Genomic DNA, 18,653 nt, shown 5'->3' with positions numbered 1-18,653 from the left:
CATTCGTTTGAACGGCTCGTACCCGAGGGCCGGCGACTCATCCTGTTTCGGCTACATAGGCCATTGTGCGGCGAATAACGCGTGAATTGAGGCTGTTACAAGACGTAGCGTCAATTGACGGTCCAGCCTCGGGTCGGCTTCCGGTGTTATTCACTAACAAAGCGGTAATGGGGTTAACCCGCAATTAACCCTGTTGGACGAATTTGCTCCAGACACCAGCAGGCACCGGAGCCGGCCCAGCGAGGCTCAAGCCGATCGGGAATATGATATGGCCGAGAAGAAGTCGAAATTGGCGCAAGGTGGATCGCCCCGCGACGATTCGTCCCTCGATACGCTCAGCCGTACCCTGGAAGAACTAGAACTCCGTTTGACCCAGATGAGTTCCGCCAAGGCGGCGCAGCGACCTGTCGCCGACGTCGCGGCGGAGCCCGCGGCCGCTCCGCGGACCGCAACCCGCCTGAAATCCGTCGCCAAGTCCGCCGACGGCCAGCGGCCGAACCGGCCGACACTCTCCGAAGCTGTGTCGCAGATCGTCATGCGCCAGCAGATGCTCGACCGCGAAAATGGCGACGTGCGTGACGGTGCGGCGGCGGCCGCGCCGGCTCCCCGTCGCCAGACCCGCGACGCGGCACCGGGCTCCGACATCTCCCGCGACCTCGAGCGCCTGCGCACCGAACTGCGCGACGACATGGACCGCAGCCTGAAGTCGCGATTCGACGACATGCGGCACGCCTTCGACGACCTGCGCACCATGATCGCCGACCGCGCCAGCGCCGAGACGATCGACGCCGAGATCGCCCGGGTCGACGACGGGCTGTCGCGGATGGCCGATGGCGGCGCCGATCGCGAAGCCGTGCAGTCGCTGCGCAAGGAGCTGGAAGCCATGCGCTCGCTCGTCGGCGAGATGGCCCGCGAGGAGACCGTCAAGGATCTTGGCCGGCGCTGGGATGCGGTCGGCACCGAATTCAGCGACCGGGCCGAAGAGGACACCCGGGCCCGCCGCGACCTGAAGGACGAGCTGGAGCGCATCCGCGTCTCGCTCGGCTCCCTGGCCAGCGAGGATCACGTCAAGTCGGTCGAGCGCCGGCTGGACGAGTTCGAGGCTCGCCACACGGCGGTGTTTCAGGAATTTGCCGAGGGCGGCATTTCCGACATGCTCAAGACCGAGATCAACGGTCTGCGCGGCAAGCTGGAGACGCTGGCGTCCGAAAAGTCGATGCGGGCCGTCGAGGAGCGCTGGGACGCGCTGGAGGACAAGTTCGCCTCGCGCGAGATCGAAGGCAAGATCGAGGCGATGTCGGGCCGCATGGAGCAGCTCGAGGCCGCACTTGCCAAGCTGCCCGAGACGCTGGCCATCGCCCCGCTGGAGCAGCGGGTGCATGCGCTGGCCGTCGGCATCGAGGCGATCGCCAAGCAGCAGCAGGACGAATTCGAACTCGACCATTTCGCCCAGCTCGAGGAGCGTCTCGACGAGATCTCCCGCGCCATCGTCGCGGCGGCAAGCCGCGCGCCGGCGATCGACATGAGCCCGGTCGAGCGGATCGAGGCCCGGCTGCAGAGCCTCACCGCCCGCGTCGACCACCTCGCCGAAGAGGGCGATACCCAGGTGCTGTCCGGCCGCATCGGCGAATTGTCCGACCGGATCGAATCGCTCGCCGACGGAACCGCCGCCGCCGATCTCGCCGAACGGATCGAGCGCTTCTCGACGCGGCTGGAACATCTCCTCAATGCCAGCGAGGGCTCGTCCCTCGAAGCGGTCGCCATCGAGAACCGGCTGCAGACGCTGGCCGAGCAGATCGAAACCACCTCCGCCTCGCGCGTCAATGACGAGATGGTGCGCTCGCTGGGCGCCCAGATCGCCCGCCTGTCGGACCAGATCGGCGAGGGCAGCATGTCCGGCGCCATGATCGATCCCGAACTCGACGAGCGCCTCGCCGACATCGAGCGCCGGCTGGACGAGAACCGCGACGCCATCGTCGTTTCCGCCCGGGCCGCCGCCGACGAGGCGATCCGGCAGATGATGGAATCCGGCGATCTGCGCCAGGGCCAGCATGTGGCGCAGCTCTCCGAAGACCTGCGTTCGCTGGAAGCCCTGTCCCGGCAGACCGGCGAGCAGTCGCAGGAATTCTACAAGACGGTTCACGCGACGCTGATCCGGCTGGTCGAGCGGATCGACACGATCGACAACGAGATGCAGCGCAGGGATCGCGGCGAGGACGGCGCGGGCGCCGCCGGCGAGGCGCGCTTCGTCCAGCCCGAGCCGAAGGTCGCCGCTGCCGCGGAACCGCAGGCGCCGCGTGGCCTTCGCGGACTTCTCGGCCGCAAGCTCGGCGCCGGCAGGGCGGCGGTCGGCGCCGATGCCGTCACCGGACGTGCCGACGCGGCACGGCAGGCGGACGACCCGGAGGTCATGGTCGCCGAGTTGCCGGGGAACCATGACGTGTCGTCGAGCCCGGTGCCGCCGGTCGAGGCCCCGTCGCTGGACGCTGCCGACATTTTCGAATCCGACGAGGCCAACCGGCCGCTCGCCATCGGCTCCGGCACGCCGGACATCGCCGCGCTGCTGCAGCGGGTGCGGGCCCAGCAGGCTGGCCAGACCGGCGAGGCGGACGAGGGCGGCCGCGCCGACTTCATCGCCGCCGCACGGCGCGCCGCCATGGCCGCCGCCTCCGAAGCCGAGGGCCTGCGCTCCGGCGAGGCCGATGACAGCGACGAGCGTGGCGGGGGCGTCACCGATTTCATCGCGCGCCGGCGCAAGCCGATCCTGATGGCGATCGGCGCGGTGCTCCTGGCACTGATGGCGCTGCCGCTCGGCCAGGCGCTGAACGCGCCCTCCGATGGCGACGAACTGGTCGCCGACACCAGCCAGCCCGAGATTCTCGCCGAACAGGCGACCACGACACCGCTCGTCGCGGACAGCACCCCCGAGGCGGCCGCACCTGCGGCTGCCGACAGGACCGATGGTACGGCGCCTGCTAGCGCCGGGTCGGACGACACGCGCACCGCCGAAAGCGGCGCCGGTGGCAGCGATCCCCTGATGTCGCCCGCGGCGCTGTCGCCAACGCCGGGCGGACCGCGTGCGATCGACGACGAGGTTGCGACGGCGACGCCGGCCAAGGCCGCCGACACGCTGATCAGCCGTTCCCTTTCGGGCACGCCGGGCGCTGCCGGCTTCACCCCCACCAGCGGCGCCGACGTCGCCAATGCCGGGGCCGCTGCGGCCATGAGCTCGGTCGGTCCGGTTCCGCCGATCCCGGACGGTATCGGCAACGCGGCGCTGACCGATGCGGCCGAAGCCGGCGACCCCAAGGCAATCTTCGAGATCGGCCTGCGGCTGATGGAAGGACGCGACTCGGAGCCGAAGCCGGCGGTCGCGGCGGAATGGTTCGCCAGCTCCGCCGAGCGCGGCTTCGCGCCGGCCCAGTACAGCCTCGGCACGCTCTACGAGAAGGGCAACGGGGTCGAGCGCGACACGATCGCGGCGCGGGACTGGTATCTGAAGGCCGCCGAGCAGGGCAACGTGCGCGCCATGCACAATCTGGCGGTGCTTTTCGCCACCGGCGTCGACGGCAAGTCGGAGCCGAAGCTGGCGGCGCAGTGGTTCGAGAAGGCCGCCGAATACGGCATGACCGACAGCCAGTACAATCTCGGCATTCTCTATGCCCGCGGGGCCGGCGTCGACCAGGACCTGACGGAATCCTTCAAATGGTTCTCGATCGTCGCCACGGCCGGCGACGAGGATGCCGGTCGCAAGCGCGACGAGGTTGCCAAGTCGCTGACGCCGGAACGGCTGAAGTCGGCGGAGGAGAAGGTGGCGGGCTTCACGCCGAAGCCGCGCGACGAGGCGGTGAACACCGTGGACGTTCCGGCCGACTGGGCCGACAGCACCGCACCGATGCAGACCTCGTCCATCGACATGAAGCGGGCGATCCGCAACATCCAGGCCATCCTGATCAAGCTCGGCTACGAGCCGGGGGAGCCGGACGGCGTGGTCGGCCAGCAGACCACGGCCGCCATCAAGGCCTTCCAGAAGGAAGCCGGGCTGACCGCGGACGGCAGCATCGACGAGACGCTGATCCGGGCCCTGCTGGCGCGCAAGGACGGCTGAGACGCCATGCTGCGGGGCGCTTCGGCGGCATCGCGGATTTGACAGGCAAGGGGGTTCGGGCCAAGACGGTTCGGCCCCCTTTTCCTTGGCTCCATCAACCCCTTGAGCCGGACCGCACGTGAACCTCTATCTCCCGATCGCGGAACTTTCGGTCAATCTGGTCGTCCTGTTCGGGATGGGCGCCGCCGTGGGATTCCTGTCGGGCCTGTTCGGGGTCGGGGGCGGCTTTCTGATCACCCCGCTGCTGATCTTCTACAACATCCCCCCGGCCGTGGCCGTGGCCACCGGCGCCAACCAGGTGATCGCGTCGTCCTTCTCCGGGGCGCTCGCCCATTACAAGCGCGGCACGGTCGACCTGAAGCTCGGGACAGTGCTGCTGATCGGCGGCACGGCGGGCTCGGCGGCAGGCGTCGCCCTGTTCACGCTGCTCAGGCGGATCGGCCAGCTCGATCTGGTCGTGTCACTTCTCTACGTGGTGTTCCTGGGCGGCGTCGGCGGGCTGATGCTGGTCGAGAGCATCCAGTCGCTGCGGCGTTCGAGCGGCGGGTCGGGCGAAATCCGCCGCTCCGGCAAGCACAACTGGATCCACGGCCTGCCGCTGAAGATGCGCTTCCAGCGCTCCAAGCTGTTCGTCTCGGTCATTCCGGTGCTGGGCATCGGCTTCCTGATCGGCACGCTCGCCGGCATCATGGGCGTCGGCGGCGGCTTCATCATGGTGCCCGCGCTGATCTATCTCCTGCGGGTGCCGACCAACGTCGTCATCGGCACGTCACTGTTCCAGATCATCTTCACCGCGGCCGTGACCACCGTGCTGCAGGCCTCGACCAATCACACGATCGACGTGGTGCTGGCCTTCTTCCTGATGCTCGGCGGCGTGATTGGCGCGCAGTTCGGGGCCGAGGCCGGCCGCAAGCTGCGCGGCGACCAGTTGCGGGCATTGCTCGCGCTGCTCGTCCTAGCGGTCGCCCTGCGCCTTGGTTTCGAGCTGGTGTCGACGCCGACCGAGCCCTATTCCACCAGCATGCCGAGCGGAGAGATCGGATGAGGGCGGCGGTCTCCTCCCTTCTCGACCGCTGCCGCCGGTTTGCGGGCCGACGCTCGACGGGCCTCGTCGCGGCATGCGCCCTGATGGTGGCCGTGCCCGGTCCCGTGGCGGGGCAGGCGCTGGAAACCTTCGAGATCGGGCTCTCCACCGACCGGATCGGCATCACCTCCGACTTTTCCGGCACCCGGTTGGTCATCTTCGGCGCGCTCGACAATGCCGATGCCCGGATCCTGCGCCAGCAGCGCTACGACATCGTCGTCTCGCTGGTCGGCCCGCGCCAGCCGGTGGTGGTGCGCAAGAAGGAACGCACGCTCGGCCTGTGGATCAATCGCGGCTCGGAGACCTTCGACATCGCGCCGGCCTCCTACGCGCTGGCCTCGACGCGCCCGCTCAGCGACATCACCCGCGAAAGCTTCCGGGTCAGCCTCTCCATGGGCATCGACGATCTGCGGCTGAGCACCAGCGAGGGCGGCCGCTCGCACGTGTTCCCGGAGCCGGAAAGCCTGGTGATCTCGGCGCCGACCGACGATGCTCCGGCGCTGGTGCCCAACCGCGACGAATATGCGACCGCACTGCGCCGGATCCGGCGCGAGCGCGGCCTCTACAACCAGACGATCGGCAGCGTCGAATTCGTCAGTGCCACCCTGTTCCGCGCCGATCTGCAATTGCCGGCCGATCTGCCGGTGGGCAATCACACGGTCCGCGCCTTCCTGTTTCGCAACGGCGTCTTCATCCGCCAGAGCAGCGAGCCGCTGCTGGTCATCAAGACCGGTTTCGAGGCGGTGGTCGACGATTTCGCCCGCAATTACGCGTTCCTCTACGGGCTGTTCGCCGTCGCGCTGGCGATCTTCATGGGCTGGTTCGGCCGCGTCGTGTTCAAGCGCGACTGATACGCGGCCAGCGCTTTACGCTTTTCCCCTTCCTGACCTAGTTGGATCGGCATGACGGATCTCGATCGACACGGCGACGCGCCGACCCCCGACACGTCGCTGGCGGCAACGGACATTCCCCACAAGACCGCGTGGATTCTCGGTCTGGCGGGGCTGATCCCCTTCGTGGCGATGACCGCCGCGCTTGCCTATGCGGGCCGCGCCTTCATTGCCTATCCGCAGCTGGTCCTCGCGCTGTCGGGCTATTCGGCGACGATCCTCGCCTTTCTCGGCGGCATTCGCTGGGGCGCGGCGCTGTGGCGCGACGAGGGCCAGCGCCACGTTCTCGTCCTGTCCGTGCTGGCGTCGCTGGTCGGCTGGGCGCTGCTGTTCGTCCCGACGCCGTGGATGTTCGCCGGCTTCGCCGTGGCCTTCGCGCTGGTCGGGGTCTGGGACGTGCTGGCGGCGCGCCATCGGGCGCTGCCGGACTGGTTCGGCCGGCTGCGGCTGGTGCTGACCATCGTCGTGGTGCTCTGCCAGCTCGTCGCCTTCGCCTCGACCTTCTGAGCCCTATCCGGGGCTGAGCGAGCGAAAGCCGATCGGGTAGATGCGGGTCAGGCCGATCACATAGGCCTTGGCCGTCGCCAGATCGAACAGGCCGTGAAAGGCCCGGTCGAGGACGTTGAGGCCGCCGGTCGTCACACCGAAGGACGGCATGATCATGCGCGATCCGTCGCTGGCAAAGCATGTGCCGCGGGTCGAGCGCGCGCCATTGGCGACGCGGGCGACCGGATGCAGGTGGCCGGCGACCTCGCCGGCGCGATAGGCGGCGCTCGGCTCGTGCCGGAAGGTCCAGGGCCCGACCGCGATCTCCTCGCGGGTCTCGCCGCCGACGAAGGCCGGCGGTTCGGGGTCGTGATTGCCGGAAATCCAGATCCAGTCGCGGCCTGTCATCAGCCGGCGCAGCGTCTCGCGGGAGGCCTCCGGCATCAGCGCCGCGCCGGTCCGGTCGTGGAAGGAATCGCCGAGGCTGATGACCCGCTGCGGGGCGTAGCGCGTCAGGGCCGCCTCCAGCAGCGTCAGGGTCGCGGCGGTGTCGTAGGGCGGCAGCATCATGCCGCGCCGGGCAAAGGCGGCGCCCTTTTCCAGATGCAGGTCGGAGACGATCAGCAGGCGTTCGTCCGGGGCATAGAGGACGCCGGACGGATCGCACACGATCCGCGCGCCGGCGAGGGACATCTCCACGCCGTCGCACTCCGTCTGCCGCAGCCGCCGCGCCAGCGCATTCATCCGCAAGGTCCCGTTTTGCCGTTTGATTCGCGTTTCGTTCTATCGAGCCGAGCATTCCGGCAAAGGCAAGGCGGATTTTGTCGCGGGTTGATTTGCCCGCCGCAATCGGCGATGTTTGCGCCGCAACATGGACCTGCCCTGGCAGGTGGCTATGCCGGGCGCCTATCCCTCGGCCAATCACATTTCGTGCAGATCACGCATGGCCGGCACCGCCGAAGCCACCGCAGCCGCACGACGTGCAGATGTTCCTGGAGCCGATGTTCTCGACTCGCACCCTTTCCGCCGACTGGCTTGGCAATATCCGCGGCGACCTGTTGTCCGGTCTCGTCGTGGCGCTCGCCCTGATCCCCGAGGCCATTGCCTTCTCGATCATCGCCGGCGTCGACCCGAAGGTCGGCCTCTACGCCTCCTTCTCGATTGCCGTCCTCACCTCGATCTTCGGCGGCCGACCGGGCATGATCTCGGCGGCGACGGCGGCCACGGCCGTCCTGATGATCACGCTGGTCGCCGATCACGGCCTGCAATATCTCTTTGCCGCGACCATTCTCGCCGGACTGCTGCAGCTGCTGGCGGGCGTCCTGAAGCTCGGCAACGCCATGCGTTTCGTCTCGCGCTCGGTGATGACCGGCTTCGTCAACGCCCTGGCGATCCTGATCTTCATGGCGCAGATCCCCGAACTCGTCGGGGTGCCGTCGATCACCTACGCCATGGTCGCGCTGGGTCTGGCCATCATCTACCTGCTGCCGCGCATCACCACGGCGGTGCCGTCGCCGCTGGTGACGATCGTCGTCCTGACCGCCCTGTCGCTGACCTTCGGCCTCGACCTGCGGGTCGTCGGCGACATGGGTGACCTGCCGTCCTCGCTGCCGACCTTCTTCATCCCGGACGTGCCGTTCACGCTCGAGACGCTGCAGATCATCCTGCCCTATTCGGCGGGCATCGCGGTGGTCGGCCTGCTGGAGTCGCTGATGACGGCCCAGGTGGTGGACGATCTGACCGACACCGGTTCGAACAAGAACCAGGAATGCTACGGCCAGGGCATCGCCAACACCGTCACCGGCTTCTTCGGAGGCATGGCAGGCTGCGCGATGATCGGCCAGTCGGTGATCAACGTGAAGTCGGGCGGCCGTGGCCGGCTGTCCTGCTTCTTCGCCGGCGTGACGCTTCTGTTCCTGATCGTCGTTCTCGGCGACTGGGTGGCGGTGATCCCGATGGCGGCGCTGGTCGCCATCATGATCATGGTGTCGATCGGTACCTTCTCCTGGGAATCCATCGTCAATCTGAAGACCCATCCCCGGCGCTCGTCGATCGTCATGCTGGCGACCGTCATCACGGTCGTGTGGACGCACAATCTCGCCATCGGCGTCATTGTCGGCGTGATGCTCTCGGGCATCTTCTTCGCCTCCAAGGTGGCGCAGATCTTCTCGGTCACCTCGACCCTTTCGGGCGATGGACGCGAGCGGACCTACCGCGTGATCGGCCAGGTGTTCTTCGCCTCGGCGGAGGATTTCGCCGCCGCCTTCGACTTCAAGGAAGCCCTGGACAAGGTGATCATCGATGTTTCGCGGGCCCATATCTGGGACCTGTCGGGGGTCGGCGCGCTCGACCGCGCGGTGATCAAGTTCCGCCGCGAGGGCACCGAGGTCGAGGTGCTGGGCATGAACCAGGCCAGCACGACCCTGGTCGACCGGCTCGGCGTCGCCGACAAGCCGGGCGCGCTGGACACGGCCCCGGGCCACTAATACCGATGGAAGCGGGCGAACCCGGCCGGTTCCCGTCACTGTGACGGGGGCCGCCCTGCGGGTCGCGTCGGAAGGACAGGCGAGAACACTCGCCGCGCAAGGGAGGACCCAGATGACCAAGATCCTGGCACTCGTCGACGGTTCGCAATATTCGCAGAGCGTCTGCGACAACGCTGCCTGGGTGGCGGAACGGCTGTCGGCCGAGGTCGATCTCCTGCACGTCATCGGGCGGCGCGACACGGCGTCGGCGCCGGCGGACTATTCCGGCAGCCTCGATCTCGGCGAGCGCGAGCAGCTTCTGAAGGAACTGGCCGAGTTCGACGAGCAGAAGGGCAGGCTGGCCCGCAAGCGCGGCCGGCTGGTGCTTTCGGAAGGCGCCGCGCGGCTGCGCGACCGCGGTGTCGAAACCGTCTCGGAACGGCTCCTGTCGGGCGATCTGGTGGATACGGTCCGCGAGCAGGAGAGCGGCGCGGAGCTGCTGGTCATCGGCAAGCGTGGCGAGGCGGCCGATTTCGCCAAGCTGCATCTCGGCTCCAACCTGGAACGCGTCCTGCGCGGCGCGACGCGCCCGGTGCTGGTCAGCGCCCGGGCGTTCCGGCCGGTCAAGCGCTTCCTCGTCGCCTTCGACGGCGGTCCGAGCGTTGCCAAGGCACTGGACCATCTGGTCGCCAGCCCGCTTCTGAAGGGCGCGGCCTGCGAACTCCTGATGGTCTCCGACAAGACCAGCGATCCGCGGCTCGACCGGGCCGTGGAGACGCTGAACGCCGCCGGCTACGACGCCACCGGCATCTTGGAAAAGGGCGAGCCCGACGCCGTCATCGCCGCTCATGTCGAGCGCGACGAGATCGATCTGATCGTCATGGGCGCCTACGGCCATTCGCGTATCCGCAGCTATCTCATCGGCTCGACCACCAGCGAGATCGTCCGCTCGTGCCTGCGCCCGGTGCTGATGTTCCGCTAGGCGGAGCTGGCTGCCCGCCGCAATAACGATGCCTCGCCAAACCCGGGGCGAGCGCCTAGGGTTTGAAGAGGCTGGCCGAGCCCGCGCCGGAGGCGCCGGGTCCGGCGTCCGGCTGCATGGCAGTGCGGCTTGCAACAGCTGAAGACCGTTGTCGCCGTGGCCGGGCGGAACGGGGTGGGCATGGCTCGGGAAAAGGGGCGCGCATGCGCATTCGACTGGGCTGCGAACTGAACTACCAGTTCCCGATGCCGACGCCGATGATCATTAATCTCAACGTCCATTATTCGCGCGCCGGGTCGCTCGAACGGCCGGACCATCTGGTCACGACGCCCTCGGTGAACATCGAGAACTACCGCGACAGTTTCGGCAATTGGTGCAACCGTCTGGTCGCGCCCGCCGGCGCGTTCACGCTGGGCACGGACGGGATCATCCACGACGACGGCCTGTCCGATCCGGTCGGCCTCGATGCCGTGCAGCACGCCGTCGAGGATTTGCCGGCCGATACGCTGCTGTTTCTCCTCGGCAGCCGCTACTGCGAGACCGATCTCCTGTCGGAGGAAGCGTGGCGGCTGTTCGGCAACACGCCGCTCGGCTGGCCGCGGGTGCAGGCGATCTGCGACTTCGTCCACAATCATGTGCGCTTCGGCTACGAATATTCCCGCCCCACGCGCACGGCGGCCGAAACCTATTCGGAGCGGGTGGGGGTGTGCCGCGACTACACCCATCTCGCCGTCTCCATGTGCCGGGCGATGAACATCCCGACCCGCTACTGCACCGGCTACATCAGCGACATCGGGCTGGCACCGCCCCATGGCGAGATGGATTTCGCCGCCTGGATGGAGGTCTATCTCGGCGGCCGCTGGTGGACCTTCGATCCGCGCAACAACGCGCCGCGCTGGGGACGCGTCCTGATCGCGCAGGGCCGCGACGCCTCCGACGTGCCGCTGACCCATACTTTCGGGCCGAACACGCTGACCGGCTTCAAGGTCTGGACCGACGAGATCCGGACCTAGCCGAAATCGCCAGCGCCGCGGCTCAATTGAGGGCGGCGCGGACCAGTTCCTCTTCCGCCGCCTCGGCCAGAAGGTCGTCGCGCGCCTCGCCCATGACGCTCTCGCGGCCGATCTGCAGCATGATCGGCACGGCCAGCGGCGAGACCCGGTCGAGGTCCTTGTGGACGATGTGGTGCTTGATCCGGCCGAGGAGGTCCGACACCCGCGAAACGTCCAGAAGGCCCGTGGCGGCATCGGCCCAGGTGGCGCGCATCAGGATGTGATCCGGCTCGTGGGCGCGCAGCACGTCATAGACCAGGTCGGCCGAGACGGTGACCTGGCGGCCGGTCTTTTCCTGGCCCGGATGACGCTTCTCGATCAGGCCCGAGATCACCGCGCATTGCCGGAAGGTCCGCTTGAGCAGCCAGGAATCGGCCATCCAGGCTTCCAGATCGTCGCCCAGCATGTCCTCGTCGAACAGTGCATCGAGGGACAGGCGGCCGTCGGCGATCATCGCGCCCATGTCGCCGCGGCCCCAGATCGAGATGGCATAGTCGGTGGCGACGAAGCCGAGCGGCTTGGCCCGGGCCCGCTCCAGCCGGCGGGTCAGCAGCATGCCGAGGGTCTGGTGCGCCAGCCGCCCCTCGAAGGGATAGGCGACGAGAAAGAAGCGCTTGCCGTTCGGAAAGGTCTCGATCAGCAGCTCGTCGGGCCCGGGTATCAGCGACTTGCGCTGCTGGATGGCCAGCCAGTCCGATACCTGCTCGGGCAGTTCGCCCCAACGCGCAGGGTCGGCCAGCATGGCCCGGACCTGCGCCGCCAGAAAGATTGTCAGCGGGAACTTGCCGCCGGCATAGGTCGGGATCTTGGAATCCTCCGACACCGCCTTGGTGACGAGGCACTGGTTCTCGTGGATCGTCTCAAAGCGCAGCACCTGCCCGGAGAAGGAGAAGGTGTCGCCCGGCGCCAGCGCCTCGACGAAGCCTTCCTCGATCTTGCCGAGGATCGGTCCGCCGCGGGCAATGGCGCTCTTGGTGCGACGCCGGATCAGCCGCACCTGCAGCGACGGCGCGTCGAGGATCGTGCCGGCATTCATGCGGTATTGCTGGGCGATCCGTGGATGGCTGACCCGCCAGGTTCCGTCCTCGGTGAGGACGATCTTGGCGTAGCGCTCATAGACCCGTAGCGCGTAGCCGCCGGTGGCGACGAAGTCGACCACCCGGTCGAAGGTCTCGCGATCGAGGCTCGCATAGGGCGCGGCGGTGGTGACCTCGGCATAGAGGTCGTCGGCGCGGAACGGCTCGGCCACCGCCATGCCGAGGACATGCTGGGCGAGGACGTCGAGCGCCCCGTCGCGCATGGCGGGGGTGTCCTGGGCGCCGAGATAGTTGGCGTCGAGCGCGGCCTGGCACTCGAGCACCTCGAAGCGGTTGGCCGGCACGAGGATCGCCTTGGACGGCTCGTCCATGCGGTGGTTGGAGCGGCCGATCCGCTGGGCGAGGCGCGAGGCGCCCTTCGGCGCGCCGACATGGACGACGAGGTCGACATCGCCCCAGTCGATGCCGAGATCGAGCGTCGAGGTGGCTACGACGGCGCGCAGCTGGTTGGCGGCCATGGCGGCCTCGACCTTGCGGCGCTGCCCGACATCCAGCGAGCCGTGATGCAGCGCGATCGGCAGCGTCTCGTCGTTGATCCGCCACAGCTCTTGGAACAGCATTTCGGCCTGGAAGCGGGTGTTGACGAAGAGCAGCGTCGTCTTGTGGGCCTTTATCGCCTCGTAGATCTCCCGCATGGCGTAGCGCGACGTGTGCCCCTGCCAGGGCACACGCTCGGAGGACTTCAGGATGGTGATCTCCGGCTTGGCGCCACCAGCGACGGTGATCAGCTCCGACAGGCGAGGATCGGCGTCCGGGGCGATGTCCGGCAGCACGCCGTCCGCGTCCGCGATCTCCTCCACGCCGCCGCCGCCGGGCGCCTGCGAGACCAGCCAGCGGCGCAGATCGTCGGGCTCGGACACGGTCGCCGACAGGCCTATGGTCTGGATGTCCGGGCGCAGCGTGCGCAGGCGCGCGAGGCCGAGCGACAGAAGGTGCCCGCGCTTGGAGGTGACCAGCGAATGCAGCTCGTCGAAGATGACGTAGCGCAGGTCCGAAAAGAAGCCGCGCGCATCCTTGCCGGCGATCAGCAGGGCGAGTTGCTCGGGCGTCGTCAGGAGGATGTCCGGCGGCTTCAGTTTCTGGCGCTGGCGGCGGACCTGCGAGGTGTCGCCGGTGCGGGTCTCCAGGGTCACTTTCAGGCCGATCTCGGCGACGGGCTTTTCGAGGTTGCGGGCGATGTCGGTGGCCAGCGCCTTCAGCGGCGAGATGTAGAGCGTGTGGACGCCATAGGGCCGCGTGCCGGGCTTCGGTCGGCCGCGGCGGTGCAGATCGACCAGCGAGGGCAGGAAGCCGGCCAGCGTCTTGCCGGCCCCTGTCGGCGCGATCAGCAGCGATGACGCGCCGGATTCGGCGCGGGCCAAGAGGTCGAGCTGGTGCGGACGCGGGCTCCAGCCATTGCGCGCGAACCATTCCAGGAATGGCGCGGGCAGGGGGAACGGCGCGGAGCCGGGCAGGAAGGGGTCGGGTCTAACGGTCACAGCGCTTCAGATAGTGTCGCGCCCCGCCGATGTCCCGTCTCAGCGTCGGCGTGTTGAAAGCGCGAAGGCGATGCCGCCGAGAACGAGACCGGCCGCGATGACGAAGCGCAGGCCGAGGTCCTCGGAGAGGAACAGCACGCCGCCCAGGGCGGCGATGATCGGCACGGACAATTGCACGATGGCAGCCGACAGTGCCGTCTGGCCCTTCAGCGCCCGGTACCACAGGACATAGCCGAGACCGGAGGTGAGGGCGCCCGAGACGATGGCGAGGAGGACGCCGGCGCCGCCGATGCTCGCCTGGAATAGCGAGAGGGCAACGAGGGGTAGTGCCAGCGGAACGGTGCGGATGAAATTGCCGGCGGTGGCGCGGGTCGCGTCGGCCGCACCCCGGCCGCGCAGCGAATAGACGCCCCAGGCAATGCCTGAGACGATCATCAGCGCGGTGCCCAGCGGATCGGGCCGGGTGAGGCCCGGGACCAGCCACCAGACAAAGGCCCCGGCCGCCACGACGAGGCCCAGCGCTTCGCGGATACCGGGTCGCTCGCCCCGGATGAGGCCCCATCCGATCATCGAGGCCTGCACCGCGGCGAAGAGGATCAGCGCACCGACGGCGGCGCCGAGCTTCAGATAGGCAAGGGAAAAGGCGAGGGCGTAGACGAAGAGCGCCAGCGCGGATGCCCAGCTTCCCTCCAGGGTGCGCCAGCGCACCGGTGTGTGGCCCCGCGCCTTCAGGAGGATGAACGCCAGGACCAGCGCGCCGGAGAGAAGCCGCAGGCCGGTGAAGCCCGCCGCGTCGATGGCGCCGTCGGCGAGAGCGAGGCGCGCCAGCAGCGAGTTGCCGGCAAAGGCGATCATTGCCGCAACGGTCAGCCAGATGGTCGCTGTCATGAAATTGCGCCGCCTTGTCTTGTGGGCCGCGTGCGTCCGCGTACCGGTTTCGCGGACAGGCTCCGGCGTGCCGGATCGCCGTTGCTGCAATTGCTAAGCTAGGCGAAGGGGCCCGGCTGCCTAGATAGGCAGACTTCTCGACCACGAACCTTCATTCCGGGCCCGCCGATGCGCTTGCTTGCCGTTTTCCTCATCCTTCTCGCGACGCTGACCGGTGCCGCCGCGCAGGACAGTGCGCCGACCCGTTACTACGAGATCGACACGCTGAACAGCGGGCTGCCCCCGGCCGAGGCGTATATCGGTCACGAGACTCCGCAGGGGATGATGGAGAGCTTCGTCGCCGCCGCCAATGCCCGGAACTGGGAGATGGCGGCCCATATGCTGGACCTTTCCGACATCGACCCGGCGCTGCAGGCCGAGATGGGACCGGTGCTGGCGAAGCGGATGTTCGACATCGCCGAAAACGGCATGTGGCTCGACTGGGGCGATCTGTCGGACCGGCCGGACGCGATGGCGACCAACGTCGCGGCTGAGAACCCGATGGCCGGAGAGCCCCGGCGCAACATCAGGCTGGCGATCCTCGAACTGCCGGACCGGCCGGTCTCGGTGCGGATCGCGCGGGTCAAGCCTGCGGATGGCGAGCCGGTCTGGCTGTTTTCCCGGCAGACCGTCGGCAACATTCTGGCCCTCCATGAAATCTACGGTCCGACCCGGTTCGAGCAGTCGCTGCCGGGCTTCATGCGGGAACGCGCCTTCTGGACGCTGGCCTGGTGGGAGGTGGTGGCGCTGCCGCTGGTTCTCCTGATCGCCATCGGCGCCGCTTTACTGGTCCATGCCTGGATCGGCCGGGTGAAGTGGCGGCAGCCGTCGCGCATCGCCCGGCGGATCCTCGATTCCATTCAGATGCCCGTCGCGCTGATGGCCTGCGTCGGCACCTTTTCGCTGGTGAACACGCTGCTCTTCACCTTCTCCGGGGCGGTGAACCGGTTTCTGACGCCGTTGCAGTCGACCCTGTTCGTCATCGCGCTGGCCATGATCGGCGTGCGCATCGTCGATGCCGTCCTCGACCGTGTGGTGCAACGCAACGTCGAGGCGCTCGGCGATTCCGAAGCGGCCGAGCAGCGCGATCTCTACACCAACATCTCGGCGGCCCGGCGCGTCGCCATCGTGCTGGCGCTGGGCGCCGGCGTGTCGCTCGTCCTGATCCAGACCAATGCGTTCGAATCCCTCGGCTTCTCGCTGCTGGCCTCGGCCGGCGTGATCGGCTTGGTGCTCGCCTTCGCCGCCCGCTCGGTGCTGGCCAACATCATGGCGAGCCTGCAGATCGCGCTGGCCAAGACCGCCCGCATCGGCGACGCGGTGCTCTATGACGACCAGTGGTGCTACGTGGAGAAGATCAACTTCACTTACATTCAGCTGCAGACCTGGGACAACCGGCGGCTGATCGTGCCGGTCAACGAGCTGGTCTCCCACACCTTCGAGAACTGGACCAAGCAGGATTCCAGCATCACCAAGATCGTGGCGCTGCGGCTCGACCACCGGGCCGATGTCGACCGGCTGCGCGAGGCCTTCCAGGAGTTCGTCCAGAACGACGAGGACGTCATCAACCGGGAGACGGCCGACGTCTATGTGGTCGACCAGGACCGTTCCGGCATGCTGGTCTGGTTCCTCGCGGCGGCCTCCGATCCCTCCACCGGCTGGACGATGCAGTGCCGCCTGCGCGAGACGATGCTGAAGGCCGTGGTCCGGCTGGAGGCGGAGAATGGCGGGCCTGTCGCGGACCGCGCCGTCTACCTGCCGCGCGAGCGTGAGGAGCTGGTGGCCGCCGTCGACCCGCGCGACGGCGAGGGTTCGCGTCAGGCGGCGATGTAGCGGTCTGGCCGGTGATTAACGGCGAGCCACAGGTTCAGCACCAAGGCGCCGATGATCGAATAGACGATGGCGACCGGGTCGGCGACGGCGAAGGACAGGACCAGGATCACCAGATCCACGGCGAGCTGCGTCAGTCCCGCCTTCCAGCCCAGCCGGTCCTGCAGGTAGATCGCCAGGATGCCGACGCCGCCAAGGCTGGCCCGGTGACGGTAGAGGGCGAGAAGCCCGTAGCCGATCAGGACGCCGCCCAGCACCGCACCGACCAGCGGGTTCACCGCGCCGAGCGTGAAATATTCCGGCTGCAACGCCGTCAGTACGGACAGGCAGGCGACGGCGAGGAAGGTCTTGATGGTGAAGGCCCAGCCGAGGCGGGTGATCGCCAGGCCGTAGAAGGGCAGATTGATCAGGAAGAACACGATACCGACATTCCAGCCGGTGGCGTAGGAGACGATCAGCGCCAGGCCGGCCGTGCCGCCGGTGACGAAGCCGAGATGGGCCAGGATCGACAGGCCGATCGTGACCATGAGGGCGCCGGTGAGGATGCCCTGCGCATCCTCGAGCGGCGAATGGTGGGTGGCCGTTGCCGACCAGCGTCCGAAACCCGAGGTCATGGCTCAGAAGGTCGCCGCGGGGTTGCCGTTCTTCACCCAGAGACGGGCGATGTCATCGTCCGCAAGGGCAAAGGCCTTGATGTCGACCATGGGCAAGGCGAGATCCTGCAGCCCGACCAGCGAGCGCACCCAGCTCTTGTCGGTCACCACCGCGACACGGCGGAAGCGCGACAGGTCGCGGAAGCGACCGAGGGAATATTGCAGGTCGCGGGCGATCGCCGCCGGGGTGAACATGCCGACCTCGCGCACGATGACGAGGATCGACAGCGCGCCGGGCCGTTCGGCGAGCTTGGTGTCGACGACGGCGATGACGCGTTCGACGTCGTCCTTGTCGATGCGCCCGTCGATCTCGAAGGCGATGACGGCGTCGGATTCGGGAATGATGGTCAGCATCGGTCGGACTCGAATGGTGGCGGATCGCTGCTTCCAGCATAATCTGTTGCGCTGCGAAAGGAACCACGATGCACGCCCGGCGATTTGGCTTTGCCGGCGCAGCCGACCCCGCAGCATCGCCACGAGGAATTTCGCATGCGTCCCGACGAATTGCTGCGACCGACGCCGGAAGGGCTCTACTGTCCGCCAGGCGATTTCTTCATCGATCCGGTTCGCCCGGTCGAGCGGGCCCTGATCACCCATGGCCATGCCGACCATGCCCGCTCCGGCCACACCAAGGTCATGGCGACCCGCCAGACCCTGGCGATCATGGCCGTGCGTTACGGCGAGGAGTTCTGCGTCGAACGGCAGGAGGCGGCGATCGGCGAGACGGTCCGCATCCGCGATGTCGACGTGACGTTTCACCCGGCCGGTCATGTGCTGGGTTCGGCGCAGATCGCAGTGTCCCACAAGGGGCTGACCATCGTGGCGTCCGGCGACTACAAGCGGCGGGCCGATCCGACCTGCGCCGGCTTCGAGCCGGTGCCCTGCGACGTCTTCATCACCGAGGCGACCTTCGCCTTGCCGGTGTTTCGGCATCCGGACACGGCGGGGGAGGTGGACAAGCTGCTGACCTCCGTGGCGCAGTTTCCCGAGCGCGCGCATCTGGTCGGCGCCTATGCGCTGGGCAAGGCGCAGCGGGTGATCAAACATCTGCGCGATGCGGGCTATGACGCCCCGATCTACATTCACGGCGCGCTGAAGAAGCTCTGCGACTTCTACCAGAGCGAGGGCATCGATCTCGGTGAATTGCGCCCCGCCACCGTCGACGCCAAGGCGGGCACGGCGAAGGCGGCCTTTGCCGGGACGGTGGTGGTGGGGCCGCCCTCGGCCTTCGCGGACAAATGGGCCCGGCGGTTTCCCGATCCGGTCTCGTGCTTTGCGTCGGGCTGGATGCGGGTGCGCCAGCGCGCCCGGCAGCGCGGCGTGGAACTGCCGCTGATCATCTCGGACCATTGCGACTGGGACGAGTTGACCGAGACGATCGACGAAATCAGACCGCAGGAGGTCTGGGTGACCCATGGCCGCGAGGAGGCGTTGGTGCGCTGGTGCGAACTGCGCCAGACGCGGGCCCGGCCGCTGCACCTCGTCGGCTACGAGGACGAGGCCGAATAGGGCGGTCTTGCGCGGGGAGACCGGGCTGGGACCTGAAGAAAAAGGGCGCTCCGGTCAGTGCCGGGCGCCCCCATGCCGTTCAGTTCGTCCGA

At 68.0% G+C, this 18,653-nt stretch carries 14 protein-coding genes and 1 other annotated feature; of the genes, 9 read left to right on the top strand and 5 right to left on the bottom strand.

Translation table 11 applies throughout. From position 1 onward, the window contains the following. Positions 1-376 precede the first annotated feature (376 nt). The 4 genes from H9Q09_RS06565 (at position 377) to H9Q09_RS06550 (ending at position 6,589) form a co-directional block, all read left to right on the top strand. Complete coding sequence (locus H9Q09_RS06565; protein WP_246716041.1) at positions 377-4,108, top strand: peptidoglycan-binding protein; 3,732 nt, start codon at positions 377-379, stop codon at positions 4,106-4,108. Positions 4,109-4,226: 118 nt separating this feature from the next. Then, entirely contained in the window at positions 4,227-5,153 is a 927-nt protein-coding gene (locus H9Q09_RS06560; RefSeq protein ID WP_024349096.1) for a sulfite exporter TauE/SafE family protein, read from the top strand. Further along, positions 5,150-6,043, top strand: coding sequence for a TIGR02186 family protein (locus H9Q09_RS06555; protein WP_187390391.1), 894 nt, complete (start codon positions 5,150-5,152; stop codon positions 6,041-6,043). Before H9Q09_RS06560 ends, H9Q09_RS06555 begins: the two co-directional genes overlap by 4 nt. Before the next feature lie 51 nt (positions 6,044-6,094). Further along, entirely contained in the window at positions 6,095-6,589 is a 495-nt protein-coding gene (locus tag H9Q09_RS06550; RefSeq protein WP_187390390.1) for a DUF3429 domain-containing protein, read from the top strand. A gap of 3 nt (positions 6,590-6,592) precedes the next feature. Here H9Q09_RS06550 and pdeM read toward each other — a convergent pair whose 3' ends face one another. Continuing rightward, positions 6,593-7,312: a ligase-associated DNA damage response endonuclease PdeM gene (gene pdeM / locus H9Q09_RS06545; protein WP_187390389.1), complete on the bottom strand. Its 720-nt coding sequence runs from the start codon at positions 7,310-7,312 to the stop codon at positions 6,593-6,595. A gap of 126 nt (positions 7,313-7,438) precedes the next feature. Next, positions 7,439-7,491 (top strand) — a sequence feature (sul1 is cis-regulatory element that is thought to sense ions involved in sulfur or methionine metabolism; They are found in Alphaproteobacteria). A 78-nt stretch (positions 7,492-7,569) separates the two neighbouring features. On the opposite strand from pdeM, the gene H9Q09_RS06540 reads away from it, so the two are divergent. The 3 genes from H9Q09_RS06540 to H9Q09_RS06530 all read left to right on the top strand — a co-directional run bounded on the left by H9Q09_RS06540 (position 7,570) and on the right by H9Q09_RS06530 (position 11,028). Beyond that, a complete protein-coding gene (locus H9Q09_RS06540) occupies positions 7,570-9,054 on the top strand; it encodes a SulP family inorganic anion transporter (protein ID WP_210315257.1) in 1,485 nt (494 codons plus the stop codon). Between the two features lie 112 nt (positions 9,055-9,166). Then, positions 9,167-10,015, top strand: coding sequence for a universal stress protein (locus H9Q09_RS06535; protein ID WP_187390387.1), 849 nt, complete (start codon positions 9,167-9,169; stop codon positions 10,013-10,015). A gap of 203 nt (positions 10,016-10,218) precedes the next feature. Then, complete coding sequence (locus tag H9Q09_RS06530; RefSeq protein WP_187390386.1) at positions 10,219-11,028, top strand: transglutaminase family protein; 810 nt, start codon at positions 10,219-10,221, stop codon at positions 11,026-11,028. Positions 11,029-11,050: 22 nt separating this feature from the next. On the opposite strand, the gene H9Q09_RS06525 is transcribed toward H9Q09_RS06530, so the two are convergent. Beyond that, positions 11,051-13,642: a ligase-associated DNA damage response DEXH box helicase gene (locus tag H9Q09_RS06525; protein ID WP_187390385.1), complete on the bottom strand. Its 2,592-nt coding sequence runs from the start codon at positions 13,640-13,642 to the stop codon at positions 11,051-11,053. A gap of 39 nt (positions 13,643-13,681) precedes the next feature. Further along, positions 13,682-14,530, bottom strand: coding sequence for a DMT family transporter (locus tag H9Q09_RS06520; protein WP_187390384.1), 849 nt, complete (start codon positions 14,528-14,530; stop codon positions 13,682-13,684). A gap of 168 nt (positions 14,531-14,698) precedes the next feature. Here H9Q09_RS06520 and H9Q09_RS06515 point away from each other — a divergent pair, with 168 nt between their 5' ends. Next, entirely contained in the window at positions 14,699-16,402 is a 1,704-nt protein-coding gene (locus tag H9Q09_RS06515; RefSeq protein WP_187390383.1) for a mechanosensitive ion channel domain-containing protein, read from the top strand. Here the strand turns inward: H9Q09_RS06515 and H9Q09_RS06510 are convergent. Together H9Q09_RS06510 and H9Q09_RS06505 are read right to left on the bottom strand one after the other, a co-directional pair. Continuing rightward, positions 16,387-17,013 (bottom strand): YitT family protein, encoded by a 627-nt coding sequence (locus tag H9Q09_RS06510; RefSeq protein WP_024349086.1) that lies wholly within the window; start codon positions 17,011-17,013, stop codon positions 16,387-16,389. The two genes, H9Q09_RS06515 and H9Q09_RS06510, sit on opposite strands and share 16 nt — an antisense overlap. A 3-nt stretch (positions 17,014-17,016) precedes the next feature. Continuing rightward, a complete protein-coding gene (locus H9Q09_RS06505; protein WP_187390382.1) occupies positions 17,017-17,406 on the bottom strand; it encodes an STAS/SEC14 domain-containing protein in 390 nt (129 codons plus the stop codon). A 135-nt stretch (positions 17,407-17,541) separates the two neighbouring features. On the opposite strand from H9Q09_RS06505, the gene H9Q09_RS06500 reads away from it, so the two are divergent. Further along, on the top strand, positions 17,542-18,561 hold the full coding sequence (locus H9Q09_RS06500; protein ID WP_187390381.1) for a ligase-associated DNA damage response exonuclease: 1,020 nt from the start codon (positions 17,542-17,544) through the stop codon (positions 18,559-18,561). Positions 18,562-18,653 lie beyond the last annotated feature (92 nt).

Source organism: Aurantimonas sp. DM33-3 (assembly GCF_014334315.1).
Taxonomy (GTDB): Bacteria; Pseudomonadota; Alphaproteobacteria; order Rhizobiales; family Rhizobiaceae; genus Aurantimonas; species Aurantimonas coralicida.
Note: the sequence above shows the minus strand (reverse complement) of the source record. Positions and strands in the feature narration are given on the sequence as shown.

What these genes read in the sequence shown, in the direction of transcription:
- H9Q09_RS06565 (WP_246716041.1), top strand. Translation starts at nt 377, where the DNA reads ATGAGTTCCGCCAAGGCGGCGCAGCGACCTGTCGCCGACGTCGCGGCG.
- H9Q09_RS06555 (WP_187390391.1), top strand. Translation starts at nt 5,150, where the DNA reads ATGAGGGCGGCGGTCTCCTCCCTTCTCGACCGCTGCCGCCGGTTTGCG.
- H9Q09_RS06550 (WP_187390390.1), top strand. Translation starts at nt 6,095, where the DNA reads ATGACGGATCTCGATCGACACGGCGACGCGCCGACCCCCGACACGTCG.
- pdeM (WP_187390389.1), bottom strand. Translation starts at nt 7,312, where the DNA reads ATGAATGCGCTGGCGCGGCGGCTGCGGCAGACGGAGTGCGACGGCGTG.
- H9Q09_RS06540 (WP_210315257.1), top strand. Translation starts at nt 7,570, where the DNA reads ATGTTCTCGACTCGCACCCTTTCCGCCGACTGGCTTGGCAATATCCGC.
- H9Q09_RS06535 (WP_187390387.1), top strand. Translation starts at nt 9,167, where the DNA reads ATGACCAAGATCCTGGCACTCGTCGACGGTTCGCAATATTCGCAGAGC.
- H9Q09_RS06530 (WP_187390386.1), top strand. Translation starts at nt 10,219, where the DNA reads ATGCGCATTCGACTGGGCTGCGAACTGAACTACCAGTTCCCGATGCCG.
- H9Q09_RS06520 (WP_187390384.1), bottom strand. Translation starts at nt 14,530, where the DNA reads ATGACAGCGACCATCTGGCTGACCGTTGCGGCAATGATCGCCTTTGCC.
- H9Q09_RS06515 (WP_187390383.1), top strand. Translation starts at nt 14,699, where the DNA reads ATGCGCTTGCTTGCCGTTTTCCTCATCCTTCTCGCGACGCTGACCGGT.
- H9Q09_RS06510 (WP_024349086.1), bottom strand. Translation starts at nt 17,013, where the DNA reads ATGACCTCGGGTTTCGGACGCTGGTCGGCAACGGCCACCCACCATTCG.
- H9Q09_RS06505 (WP_187390382.1), bottom strand. Translation starts at nt 17,406, where the DNA reads ATGCTGACCATCATTCCCGAATCCGACGCCGTCATCGCCTTCGAGATC.
- H9Q09_RS06500 (WP_187390381.1), top strand. Translation starts at nt 17,542, where the DNA reads ATGCGTCCCGACGAATTGCTGCGACCGACGCCGGAAGGGCTCTACTGT.